The following is a 12,324-nucleotide window of genomic DNA, read 5'->3' as shown; positions in this document are numbered from 1 at the left end:
GGGCCGTACAGGGGAGCCCGCGGGCTCAGTGGGCGGCGAGCGGTCGCGGCGCGGTCGCGGACGCGTGGGCGTCCATGCGTTCGGCGGCGAGGATCGCGGCGGCGGTGTCGGCGCGGGAGGCCGCGACGACGAGTGCGCGGCCCGCGAGGGCGTACGCGCGCTGGTGCAGGGCGACCAGCCGTGAATCGTGGTGGTCGGCCACCGAGGACCGGACCGGCGTCACTCCGTCCCGCAGCCGGGCGACCTGCGAGGCGAGCCGCTCGGCCGCCGCGTCCAGGTCGTCGGACGGCGCGGTCGCGCGAATCTCGTCGGTCACCGCGAGCAGTGCCGCGAGATGACCGGCGAGCTGGATGTCCAGCTCCTCCTCGCGCGACCGATGGGGGAAGTCGGAGGTGGCGCCGGCCGTCGAGTGGACCGACTTCGTGCGGATCGGTTCGTACATGGAACGGCCTCCTGTGCTCTGACAGGAAACCATCCTAGCTTGGAATCGGTCTAAAGTTGAGCCAGGTCGCAGAACTGGTCGAAGTGTGCGCGCAGAGTGACCGGCCGGTGCGTACGGCGATGTCCCGCGGCGGCCCGACGTGATCCGTCACGGCTGGCCGTAGCCGTCCAGGAAGTTCCCGATCCGGGTCACCGCGTCGGTCAGGTCCCCGACCGTCGGCAGGGTGACCACGCGGAAGTGGTCCGGCTCGGGCCAGTTGAAGCCCGTCCCCTGGACGACCATGATCTTCTCGCGCCGCAGCAGGTCGAGCACGAGCTGCCGGTCGTCCTTGACCTTGAAGACCTTCGGGTCCAGGCGCGGGAAGAGATACAGCGCCCCCTTCGGCTTCACGCAGCTCACGCCGGGGATCCGCGTCAGCAGGTCGTACGCCACGTCCCGCTGTTCCTTGAGCCGCCCGCCGGGCAGCACCAGGTCGTTGATGGTCTGCCGCCCGCTCAGCGCGGCGACCACCCCGTGCTGCCCCGGCATGTTCGCGCACAGCCGCATGTTCGCGAGGATCGTCAGCCCCTCGATATAGGAGTCGGCGTGCGCGCGCGGCCCCGAGATCGCCATCCAGCCCACCCGGTACCCGGCCACCCGGTAGGCCTTCGACATGCCGTTGAAGGTGAGCGTCAGCAGATCCGGGGCGATCCTGGCGGTCGAGGTGTGCGTGGCGCCGTCGTAAAGGATCTTGTCGTAGATCTCGTCGGAGCAGACCAGCAGGTTGTGGCGGCGGGCGATGTCGGTGAGCCCGCGCAGCATCGCGTCGTCGTACACGGCGCCCGTGGGGTTGTTCGGGTTGATGATCACGATGGCCTTGGTGCGGTCGGTGACCTTCCGCTCCACGTCCGCGAGGTCGGGCATCCAGTCCGACTGCTCGTCGCAGCGGTAGTGCACCGCCGTGCCGCCGGACAGGGACACCGCCGCGGTCCACAGCGGATAGTCCGGCGCCGGTACGAGCACCTCGTCGCCGTCGTCGAGCAGCCCCTGCATCGCCATCACGATCAGCTCGGACACGCCGTTGCCGATGAAGACGTGCTCGACGTCGGTCTCGATGCCCAGGGTCTGGTTGTGCATCACGACCGCCCGGCGCGCCGCGAGCAGGCCCTTGGCGTCGCCGTAGCCGTGCGCCGAGGACACGTTCCGCAGGATGTCCTCAAGGATCTCGGGCGGGCACTCGAAGCCGAACGCCGCCGGATTCCCGGTGTTCAGCTTGAGAATCCGATGCCCTGCCGCTTCCAGCCGCATCGCCTCCTCGAGCACCGGTCCCCGGATCTCGTAACAGACGTTGGCGAGCTTGGTCGACTGGATCACCTGCATGTCCGTGAGCTTACGGCCGGGTAACGCCGGGCGGTGGGTGTTTTCCACCACGTGAGACGGGTGTTTTGTTCTGCTTTGGCCGACCTGGGATGCGAACTCAGGCCGGAAACAGCTCCTTGTCGCCCCCGGGCACTCCCTTCACAATGCGCATGACAAAACAGAAGGTGACCGGAAGACCTCCGGTCACCCACGTCGCAAGAGGGGACCCCACATGAGAAAGCCTCTCGTCGCCGCGCTCTTCGCCCTGGTGATCGCCGGGGCGGGCGCGGCACCCGCGGTCGCGGCACCGGCTACCCAGCCGAAGTCCGTGACGGCGCCCGCCTCCGCGGAGAGCGCCGCCGCTCCCGCCGTCCAGGCCGTCGACTTCGCCGGCACCGTCGCGCTCAGCAACTGCAGCGGCTCGCTCGTCCGCATGCCCGCCTCCGAGGCCGACGACCCGGCCCTGGTGCTGTCCAACGGCCACTGCCTGGAGACCGGTATGCCGACGGCCGGCCAGGTCATCGTCGACCGGGCGTCCACCCGCACCTTCGGCCTGCTCAACTCCGCCGGTACGCGGGTCGCCACCCTGCGCGCCGGCAAGATCGCGTACGGGACGATGACCGACACCGACGTCTCGATCTACCAGCTCACCAGCACGTACGCGCAGATCCAGAGCTCGTACGGCATCAGCGCCCTGACGCTGGACGCCGCGCACCCCACGGCGGGCACCGCCATCAAGGTCGTCTCCGGGTACTGGAAGCGGATCTACACCTGCAACGTCGACGGATTCGTGTACCGCCTGAAGGAGGGCGGCTGGACCTGGAAGGACTCGGTCCGCTACACCTCCGCCTGCGACACCATCGGCGGCACGTCGGGCTCGCCCGTGATCGACAACGCCACCGGCAAGGTCGTCGCCGTCAACAACACCGGGAACGAGGACGGCGCGAGCTGCACCGTCAACAACCCCTGTGAGGTCGACGCGAGCGGCAACATCACCGTCCGCCAGGGCATCAACTACGCCCAGGAGACCTACCAGATCGTGCCGTGCTTCGGTCTCGACAACAAGCTGGACCTGACCCGCGCCGGGTGCACTCTGCCCAGGCCGTAGCCGGTGAGCGCAGGGCGGACGACAGGGCCTAGGCGGGAGTCCCGCGGACCGACCGTCCCGCCAGTACGTCCGTCCTGCGCCCGTCCTCGATCACGAAGCGCCCGTCGATGAGGACGTGCGGAATGCCGGTGGGCAGGGTGCGCGGGGCGTCGAAGGTGGACCCCGCCGCCACCGTGGCCGGGTCGAAGAGGACCAGGTCGGCGCGGTGGCCCTCACGGACGAGGCCGCGGTCGGGCAGCCGTAGCCGGGCCGCGGGCCGGGAGGTGAGGTGGGCGACGCACTCCTCCAGCGAGAGGACGCCCAACTCCCGCACGTACCGGCCCAGATAGTGCGGGAAGGTGCCGTACGCGCGCGGGTGCGGTTTGTCGCCCCGCAGGATGCCGTCCGAGCCGCCGGTGTGCACCCGGTGCCGCATGATCGCGCGGACGTTCTCCTCGTGGCCGACGTGCTGGAGGATCGTCGAGCCGAGGCCGTCGGCGATCAGCAGCCGGCGGGCGGTGACCCAGGGGGCCTCGCCGAGCCGGTCCGCGGACGCCTGGACGGTGCTGCCCACGTAGGGCGCGAGCGCGGGGTCGGTCACTCCCGAGATCTCGATCGTGTCCCACTCGATGGGCACGCCGTGGCAGCCGTCCGCGCCCACGACCTCCATGTGGTGCCGGACGCGCTCGGCCGTCCCGTCGTCCCTGAGGCGGCCCAGGATCGCCTCGGGGCCGCCCTCGCTCGCCCAACTGGGCAGCATCGCCACCAGGGTTGTGCAGCCGGGTGTGTACGGATAGGTGTCGAGGGTGATGTCGGCGCCCTCGTCGAGCGACCTGTCCAGGAGGGCCAGCAGGTCCGGGGCCTTCCCCTTGTTCACGCCGAAGTTCATGGTCGCGTGGGCGAGGTGGAGCGGGCAGCCCGCCTCGCGGGTGAGGGCGACCATCTCCTCGTACGCGCGCAGGGCGCCCGCGCCGTAGGAGCGGTGGTGCGGGCAGTAGTAGCCGCCGTGCTCGGCCACCACCCGGCACAGTTCGGTGAGTTCGGCGTCCTTGGCGTACATGCCGGGGGTGTACGTCAGCCCGGACGACATGCCGACGGCGCCCTCGCGCATGCCGGTGGCCACCAGATCCCGCATCCGGTCCAGCTCCCGGGGCGTCGCCGGCCGGTCCTCCCAGCCGACGGCGAGCATCCGTACGGTGCCCTGCGGGATCAGGTAGGCGGCGTTCACCGCGATGCCCTGCCCGTCGAAGCCGTGGTCGAGCCGGTCCAGGTACTCGCCCACCGACCGCCAGTCGAAGTCGATGTCCGCGCCGTCGCCGTTCCAGCCGGTGATCGACCGGCGGACCTCGGCGAGCGTGCGGTCGTCGACCGGGGCGTACGACAGACCGTCCTGGCCGATGACTTCGAGGGTGACCCCCTGCGCGGCCTTCGCGCTGTGGTCCGGGTCGCGGAGCAGCGCGAGATCGCTGTGCGCGTGCATGTCGATGAACCCGGGGGACAGGACGAGGCCCTCGGCGTCCAGGACGCGGCGGGCCACCGGGCGCAGACAGCCGGCCGCGGCGCCCTCCCTGACCACCGTGGTGATCACACCGTTCTCGATGCCCACGTCGGCGCGGTAGGAGGGGTCCCCGGTGCCGTCGACGACGTCGGCGTCGCGGATGACGAGATCCATCACAGCGGTCTCCTGGTCTCGTGGTTTCTAGAAGCCTGGTCCCGTGATGTCTAGAAGAACGTACGGATGTAGTCGACGACCGTGCCGTCCGCCTCCACCAGCGGGATCAGCTGCCACTTGTCGAAGGACGTGCAGGGGTGGGACAGCCCCATGCCCAGCCAGTCGCCGACCCGGACGTCCGCCTCCGGCGTCGTGGTGAGCCAGCCGTGCTGGTCGGAGAGCCCGGTGACGGTGACCCCGGCCGCCGGACGGTCGGTGCCGTCGCGCCGGATCACCTGCGCCTCCGGCAGATCCAGGTCGTAGGCCGCGTCCCGCTTGCCCGCGTTGACGAATGCCTGGCCGGGGGAGGGCCGGGAGACGACCTGGGCCCACAGCCGGAAGGCGGGGTGCAGCGCGCCCTCCTCGGGGACCCGGGTGAAGGGCGTGAGCTTGCGGTAGTGGCCGTCGTCGTGCGAGACGTAGGCGCCTGAGCGAAGCAACTTCAGTACGGGCAGGGAGAGTTCGGGGATCTCCGCGAACACGTCGGCCACCGCGTCGAACCAGGCGCTGCCGCCCGCGCTCACCACGATCTCGTCGAGCCCCGCGAACCGGCCCGCCTTGTCGAAGTCGGCCGCCAGCGAGGTGAGCCGGCGCAGCCACGCCCGCACCCGCTCGGGGTCGGCCCGCGGCACCTCGCCCTCGTACCCCGCCACGCCCGCCAGCCGCAGCGTCGCCGCCCCGGCCACCGCGTCCGCGACCGCCGCGCACTCCTCCTCGGTGCGGACGCCGGTTCGGGCGCCCTCACCGGCCGCGAGTTCCACGACGACGTCCACCGGCCGGGTGCCGCCCCGCAGCGCCGCGTCCATCAGCTCCACACCGGCCACGGAGTCGACGTAACAGACGAAGCGGAAGTCGGGGTCCGCCGCGAGCTCGGAGGCGATCCAGCGCAGGGCGGGCGCGTCGACGAGTTCGTTGGCGAGGAAGATCCGGTCGATGCCGAACTCCCTTGCCACCCGCACCTGGTGGGGGACCGCGAGGGTGATGCCCCAGGCGCCGTGCTCGATCTGCCGCTGGAAGAGCTGCGGGGCCATCGAGGTCTTGCCGTGCGGGGCGAAGGCGAGGTGGTGGCGGGTCGCGTACGTCTCCATCAGCGCGAGGTTGTGGTTCAGGCGCTCGGCGGAGAGGGCGAGGACGGGGGTGGTGAAGCCGTCCGTGAAGAGGTTGCGGCGCTGGGCGGCGAGCTCCCCCACGGTCAGGCCGTCGGCGTCCGGGGGGAGGCCCTTGAAGCGGAGGTCGACGCGGTCCGCCGAGAGTGCGGTGAGCCGTGCGGCGGCGGTGTCGGCGCCCATGGGGCCTCCTTGTTTCCCTGATGAGACAGTCCGTTGCGCTGTATGCAACGGTCATTGCGTATGTCGCTTACTGCTGTCTAACATCCCAGCCAACGCAGGGTCAACGGTGCCGATGCCGTTGTCCGAGAGAGCAAGGGGCCCAGCCATCGTGACCGCCTTCGAAGTCGTAGCGCTCGGCGAGTCCATGGTCACGTTCCTTCCCTCCCGGCCCGGACGCCTCGCCGACGTCCCCTCCTTCGCCCGGGGGATCGGCGGCGCGGAGTCGAACGTCGCCTGTGTGCTCGCCGCCGCGGGGCACTCCGTGCAGTGGGTCAGCAGGGTCGGCGCGGACGGGTTCGGCGATCACCTGGTGGAGGCGATCGCCTCCTACGGCGTGGACACCTCCGGCGTACGACGGGATTCCGCGCGTCCGACGGGCATCTACTTCCGTACGGCGGGCGACCGGGCGACCGACGCGCACGAGGTGGCGTACTACCGGGCCGGCTCGGCCGCCTCCGCGATGACCGCCGACAACACGGACCTGGAAGCCATCGGGTCCGCCCGGGTGCTGCACCTCTCCGGCATCACCGCCGCGCTCTCCGCCGACTGCCTGGCCCTGCTGCGCGAACTGACCGCACAGCGCCCCGGCCGCCCCCTCGTCTCCTTCGACATCAACCACCGGGCCAACCTCTGGGACCGCCGGGAACCCGGCCCCGTCCTGCGGGAACTGGCCCGCGGCAGCGACCTCGTCTTCGTCGGCGAGGACGAGGCCGAGGACGCCTGGGGCGTCACCGGCGGCCCCGACGCGATCCGCGCCGCGCTGCCCGAACCCCGCACCCTGGTCGTCAAACAGGGCGTCCGCGGCGCCACCCTCTTCGACGGCGGCCACGTCACCTTCGTCCCCTCCGTCCACGTGGACGTCGTCGCCCCCGTCGGCGCGGGAGACGCCTTCGCCGCCGGTTTCCTCTCCGCGACCCTGCGCGGGCTCCCCGCCAGCGACCGGCTCCGGCACGGGCACCTCATGGCCGCCGCCGCCCTCACCGTCCCCGGCGACCTGGCGGCGCCGCCGTCCCGCGACCACGCCGACCGGCTGGCCGCTCTGGACGACCGGGCGTGGGAGACACTTCGACTCGGCCCCGGCTGGACCGAAGCCGACACGCGGGCCGACGAGGAGGTACGTACCCCATGAGCCAGACCGTCGACCGAGCGCTGAGCATCCTGCCGCTGCTCGCCGAGGGCCCCGCCGACCTCGGGCAGGTCGCCGACCGGCTCGGCGTGCACAAGTCCACGGCGCTGCGCCTGCTGCGCACGCTCCATGAACACGGCCTCGTCTACCGCCAGTCCGACCAGCGCTACCGCCTCGGCGCCCGCCTCTTCGCCCTCGCCCAGGAGGCGGTGGAGAACCTGGACATCCGGGAGATCGCCCACCCCCACCTCGTACGGCTGAACGAGCAGTGCGGGCACACCGTCCACCTCGCCGTGCACGAGGAGAACGAGGTCCTCTACATCGACAAGGTGGAGAGCCGGTACCCGGTCCGGATGTACTCGCGGATCGGCAAGCCCGTCGCCATCACCGTCGCCGCCGTCGCGAAGCTGCTCCTCGCCGACCTGCCCGAGCCCGACCGGCGCGCCCTCGCCGACAGGCTCGACTACCCCATGTACACGGCCCGTTCGATCCCCAACGCCCCCGCCTTCCTCAAGGAGCTGGCGACGGTGCGCGAACAGGGCTGGGCCACCGACCTCGGCGGCCACGAGGAGTCCATCAACTGCGTGGCCGCACCGATCCGCGGCACCGACGGCCGGGTCGTCGCCGCGATGTCCGTCTCCGCCCCCAACGTCGTCGTCACCGCCGACGAACTCCTCACGCTGCTCCCGCTGGTGCGCCGTACCACCGACGCCATCAGCCGCGAGTACTCCGGCAAGTCCCCCGCCAAGGAAGCCCCGAAGGAATGAGCACGGCATGACCGAGAAGACAGCCCTCACCCCCAAGACCCACACCACGCCGCCCGCCCGGTTCTCGCACGGCGTGAGGAAGGGGAACATCCTCCAGGTCGCCGGGCAGGTCGGCTTCCTCCCGGCCGTCGAGGGGCAGCCGCCCACACCGGCCGGCCCCACCCTGCGCGAGCAGACCCTCCAGACCCTCGCCAACGTCAAGTCGATCCTCGAAGAGGGCGGCGCGAGCTGGGACGACGTGATGATGATCCGCGTCTACCTCACGGACGTCGACCACTTCGCCGAGATGAACGGCATCTACAACACCTACTTCGAGGAGCAGGGCCTCACCGCGCCCCCCGCCGCCCGCACGACGGTCTACGTCGGCCTGCCCGCCGGGCTCCTCATCGAGATCGACGCCCTGGCCGTACTCGGCTGACACGCCGGCCCGCGTCCTCTCCACCTCTCCCGCACCCCGTACGTCGTCACGGTGCGGCGCCCGTCATCCCTGGGGCGCCGTACCGCGATACCCCCTGCCCGGCCGCACCCGACAGGGGACAACCCAGACCCCCGACGATGCCCCCAAGAAGAGGTCCCCCTTGCTCTCCTCACCGCTCGCGGCGACACCCGCCGTACCCGAGACCCCACCCCACACCGGCGGCCTGCTCCTCCTCATCGACGGCACCGCGGGACTGCTCACCGTCGCAGCCCTCGGAATCGCCCTCCTGCTCGTCCTGATCATCAAGCTCAGACTCCAGCCCTTCGTGGCACTGCTCGCCGTCTCCATAGCCGTCGGCCTGTCGGCCGGCCTCTCGGTGACCGAACTCTTCGGCACGGTCCAGCGGTCCACGGCCGTCTCCGTCATCGAGTCCGGCATGGGCGGCATCCTCGGCCATGTCGCGATCATCATCGGGCTGGGCACCATGCTCGGCGCGATCCTCGAAGTCAGCGGCGGCGCCGAGGTGTTGGCCTCCCGGCTGCTCAACCTCTTCGGCGAGAAGCGCGCACCGCTCGCGATGGGCCTCACCGGCCTGATCTTCGGTATCCCGGTCTTCTTCGACGTCGGCATCTTCGTCCTCGCGCCGATCGTGTACGCCGCCGCCAAGCGCTCCGGCAAGTCGATCCTGCTCTACTGCATGCCGCTGCTCGCGGGCCTGTCGATGACCCACGCGTTCCTGCCGCCGCACCCTGGCCCGGTCGCCGCGGCGGGCCTCCTGCACGTCGACCTCGGCTGGGTCATCCTCATGGGCATCGTCTGCGGACTGCCCGCCGTGCTCGCCGCCTGGGTCTTCTCCGCCTGGATCGGCAAGCGGATCTTCGTCGCCGTACCGCAGGACATGGTCGAGGCCGCCGAGGAGGCGAAGCTGGCCGTACGGGAGGAGCAGCGGGCCTCCGGAGTCGAGCCGCGCGAGAGCCCGGTACCGCTGGGCACCGTCCTCGGCATCATAGGTACGCCGCTGGTGCTGATCCTGGCCGCCACGTTCTCCTCGATCGCGCTCGACCCCTCCACCCTCCGCTCGGTGATCGAGTTCTTCGGCAGCCCCTTCGTCGCCCTCACCATCGCCCTGCTGCTCGCCTACTACCTGCTCGGCATCCGGCGCGGCTGGTCCCGCAAGTCCCTTGAGCGGGTGTCCACTTCGTCCCTCAAGCCGGTCGGCAACATCCTGCTCGTGGTCGGCGCGGGCGGCATCTTCGGCGCCGTGCTCAAGGCCAGCGGCGTCGCCCAGGCGCTCTCCGACACCTTCAACGACGTCGGCCTGCCGGTGCTCGTCCTCGCCTACCTGATCTCCGTCGTCCTGCGCGTCGCCCAGGGCTCGGCCACCGTCGCCATCGTCACGACGGCCGGCATCGTGGCGCCGCTGCTCGCCGAGGGCGACCACTCCCAGCCCTTCGTCGCCCTGGTGATCATGGCGATCTCGGCGGGCTCGATCTTTGCCTCGCACGTCAACGACGGCGGCTTCTGGATGGTGGCGAAGTACTTCGGCATCAGCGAGCGCGACACCCTGAAGTCCTGGACGGTCCTGGAGTCGGTGCTGTCCGTCGCGGGGTTCGCGGTGGCGGCGGTCCTGAGCCTGTTCGTATAAGGGCCGGTTTCGTATAACGGCCGTGCAGCTATGTAGGGGCCGACTGTTCCTGACACAGGATCTTCGACCATACTTCGCGCTGTGGAGCAGCGCATAGGTTCGAAGAGCCAGCCCCTGGATGCCGCCGCGGTCGACCCGGCGTACGTCCCCGGGCTCACGGCACCCGTGCCCGCGGCCCCGGCCGCCAAGGACTCGGAGACCGAGGACTCGGTGGTCGAGGACGCCGGTCCCGCGGACGCCGAGGACGCCGAGACCGAGGAGGCGTCCTCGGAGGAAGCCGTCTCCGAGGAGGCGGCCGTCTCCGAGGACGCCGAATCCGAGGACGACGACGAGTCCGGGAAGGCCGCTGGGACCGGGACGGAGGCCGAGGCGGCGGAAGAAGCCGACGCGGACGCCGACGGCCCCGTCTTCGAGGCCTCCGACCGGCGCGCCTCGATCAAGGCCGACCACACCGGCGTACACCTGCGGCTGGACGACCAGCAGGCGGAGTTCCGCTGGGACGAGATCGGCGCGGTCGAGACGGAGTCGCCGCGCTTCGGGAAGCGGTTCACGGTCACGGTGCACACGCCGGACCGCCGCTGGTACCCGATCGAGATCGAGGCGAAGGCCCGGTCCCGCTTCAAGGAGTGGGAGACCGAACTCGACGAGGTCCTCGACGCCTACTTCGAAGAGGGCGCAGAGGAAACCGACATGGAGGAGAGCGCCCCGTAGGGGGCGCGGGGAACTGCGCGACCAGCTACGTACGGCCCGCAGTTCCCCGACAACCTCAGGTTCGTTCATTCACCCGTGAACGAAGCGGAGCGCTCACGCGCAGTACTGCGCCTGCTTGCCGATCGAGCGGTACATGCAGTCGGAGTTCTCCAGGAGTTGCAGCACCGCGTCCCGGTTCCGGGACGTCTCCCGGACGATGACCTCGTCGGGCGGGTAGAAGCCGCCGCCGGAGGCCGACGACGGGTACATCTCGAAGGTGTACGCGAAGATCTTCTGGTTGCCCCACAGCCAGTCGTCGATCGAGCCGTCGGTGATGTAGAGATCACTGGCCTGCTCGGGCGTGTAGCCGTTGCTCGCGGCCATCTTCCCGCCGACCGCGGCGAAGGCGTTGCGGTCGTCGAGCGTCATGCCGGGCGCGGTGTTGGCGGTCGTGTAGCCGTAGGGCCACAGCACCAGTTGGCTGTACGTGTGGAAGTCGACGCCCGCCTTGATCTGCTGGGTGCCGCCGACGACCCGGCTGCGTACGAAGTTCGCGACGACCTTGACCTCGGGGGCCGACTCGGGTGACGCGCCGCGGTAGGTCTCCGAGGAGGTCGACCCGGACGAGCCGCCACAGCAGCCGAACTGGTAGTTCCAGTTGCGGTTGAGGTCCGTACCGACGTACGAGGAACCGGAGTTGGGCTGGCGGTTCTTGCGCCACGAGCGGTAGGCGCCGCTGGCGATGTCGTACTCGCCGCCGTCCGGGTTGAGATCCGGGATGATCCAGATCTCACGGGAGTTGACCATGCTGGTGACACGGGAGTCCGTGCCGTAGTCGGAGGTCAGCTCCTTCAGGAGATAGAGGGCCATCTCGACGGTGAGGTGCTCGCGGGCGTGCTGGTGGTGGGTGAACAGCACCTCGGGCTCGGCCTCGTCCGTACCGACGTTGTCGCTGATCTTGAGGGCGACGATGTTCCGGCCCTGGTACGAGGTGCCGATGACCCGCTGGCTCACCAGGGACGGGTACTGCGCGATGACGGAGCTGATGTCGCTCGTCATCTCCGCGTAGTTGTGGTAGCCCGAGTCGGCCGAGGGGAAGTCGAGAACCCCGACGTCGGCGGCGCTGGAGCGGTCCGGCGCCGAGCCGAGCAGCGAGACCTCGTAGCCGAGCGAGCGCAGCTTCTTGACCTGGTCCGTGCGTCCGGATACGACCAGTCCGTGCTGGTCGACCTCGTCGACGGTCACGCCGGTCTGCTGGATGGCCGTACGGGACTTGACGTCCGAGTGCGTGTGCACCTCGTACTGGCGGACGGGGTCCGCCTCGGCCGTGGGGGCCTTGGCGCCGTCGGCCGTGGCGTTGGTGGCCGTGGCCGTGAGGGGGGCCGCGAGCGCGATCGCCAGCAGCGTGGCGAAGGCGGCGGTACGGCGTCGGCGTCTGTTCCCGGTGGGTCCGGCGCCGCTGCCGCGGATGCGAAGTCGCATGAAGTCTCCTTGTTTCTCCGGGCGTTCCGGGATCTCCGGAACGAAGGGAGTGGAGCGGTGGGGGGTGGATCCGTGCGACGTGCCTGGTGCGGGTGTGGCGCTCATCGTGGAGGGCTGGCATGGTCAGGTCAAGACTCTCCCAAGGTTCGGCAACGGGAATCGGCCGAAAAATGGGCCGGGGGGAGGGGGAGCACGACGCACGCGGCCGGACCGCGCGGCCCGGATACGGGGGACCGTATACGCGCGTACACCTCGGGCCCCGGCGGCACGCTCACCCGCCGGGGCCCGAT

General features: G+C 70.5%; 11 protein-coding genes. 6 read left to right on the top strand and 5 right to left on the bottom strand.

Features of this window, described 5'->3' with window-relative positions; translation table 11 throughout:
- Positions 1-25: 25 nt before the first annotated feature.
- Together ACIP79_RS10430 and ACIP79_RS10425 are read right to left on the bottom strand one after the other, a co-directional pair.
- Positions 26-442, bottom strand: a complete 417-nt coding sequence (locus ACIP79_RS10430; protein ID WP_401221798.1) for a hypothetical protein — start codon at positions 440-442, stop codon at positions 26-28.
- A 147-nt stretch (positions 443-589) separates the two neighbouring features.
- Complete coding sequence (locus ACIP79_RS10425; RefSeq protein WP_383680848.1) at positions 590-1,801, bottom strand: pyridoxal phosphate-dependent aminotransferase; 1,212 nt, start codon at positions 1,799-1,801, stop codon at positions 590-592.
- Positions 1,802-2,012: 211 nt separating this feature from the next.
- Between ACIP79_RS10425 and ACIP79_RS10420 the strand changes: the two genes are divergently transcribed.
- Positions 2,013-2,888 (top strand): serine protease, encoded by an 876-nt coding sequence (locus ACIP79_RS10420; protein ID WP_401221796.1) that lies wholly within the window; start codon positions 2,013-2,015, stop codon positions 2,886-2,888.
- A 28-nt stretch (positions 2,889-2,916) separates the two neighbouring features.
- Here ACIP79_RS10420 and ACIP79_RS10415 read toward each other — a convergent pair whose 3' ends face one another.
- Positions 2,917-4,539: an amidohydrolase family protein gene (locus ACIP79_RS10415; RefSeq protein ID WP_401221794.1), complete on the bottom strand. Its 1,623-nt coding sequence runs from the start codon at positions 4,537-4,539 to the stop codon at positions 2,917-2,919.
- A 50-nt stretch (positions 4,540-4,589) separates the two neighbouring features.
- Complete coding sequence (locus ACIP79_RS10410) at positions 4,590-5,867, bottom strand: amino acid deaminase (RefSeq protein ID WP_401221792.1); 1,278 nt, start codon at positions 5,865-5,867, stop codon at positions 4,590-4,592.
- A 148-nt stretch (positions 5,868-6,015) separates the two neighbouring features.
- On the opposite strand from ACIP79_RS10410, the gene ACIP79_RS10405 reads away from it, so the two are divergent.
- The 5 genes from ACIP79_RS10405 (at position 6,016) to ACIP79_RS10385 (ending at position 10,573) form a co-directional block, all read left to right on the top strand.
- Positions 6,016-7,035 (top strand): sugar kinase, encoded by a 1,020-nt coding sequence (locus ACIP79_RS10405; protein WP_401221790.1) that lies wholly within the window; start codon positions 6,016-6,018, stop codon positions 7,033-7,035.
- On the top strand, positions 7,032-7,799 hold the full coding sequence (locus ACIP79_RS10400; RefSeq protein ID WP_401221788.1) for an IclR family transcriptional regulator: 768 nt from the start codon (positions 7,032-7,034) through the stop codon (positions 7,797-7,799). Before ACIP79_RS10405 ends, ACIP79_RS10400 begins: the two co-directional genes overlap by 4 nt.
- Before the next feature lie 7 nt (positions 7,800-7,806).
- Positions 7,807-8,217: a RidA family protein gene (locus ACIP79_RS10395; protein ID WP_401221787.1), complete on the top strand. Its 411-nt coding sequence runs from the start codon at positions 7,807-7,809 to the stop codon at positions 8,215-8,217.
- A 160-nt stretch (positions 8,218-8,377) separates the two neighbouring features.
- Positions 8,378-9,862 carry a GntP family permease gene (locus tag ACIP79_RS10390; protein ID WP_401221785.1) on the top strand — a complete coding sequence of 495 codons (1,485 nt, stop codon included), beginning with the start codon at positions 8,378-8,380 and terminating at the stop codon, positions 9,860-9,862.
- A gap of 81 nt (positions 9,863-9,943) precedes the next feature.
- The gene (locus tag ACIP79_RS10385) at positions 9,944-10,573 is read left to right on the top strand and encodes a hypothetical protein (protein WP_401221784.1); all 630 of its coding nucleotides are present in this window, start codon (positions 9,944-9,946) and stop codon (positions 10,571-10,573) included.
- Positions 10,574-10,666: 93 nt separating this feature from the next.
- Here ACIP79_RS10385 and ACIP79_RS10380 read toward each other — a convergent pair whose 3' ends face one another.
- On the bottom strand, positions 10,667-12,034 hold the full coding sequence (locus tag ACIP79_RS10380; protein ID WP_401221782.1) for a M14 family metallopeptidase: 1,368 nt from the start codon (positions 12,032-12,034) through the stop codon (positions 10,667-10,669).
- Positions 12,035-12,324: the final 290 nt, after the last annotated feature.

It is taken from the genome of Streptomyces sp. NPDC088747 (genome assembly GCF_044751025.1).
Classification (GTDB): Bacteria; Actinomycetota; Actinomycetes; order Streptomycetales; family Streptomycetaceae; genus Streptomyces.
This window is presented reverse-complemented; position numbering and strand designations above follow the sequence as displayed.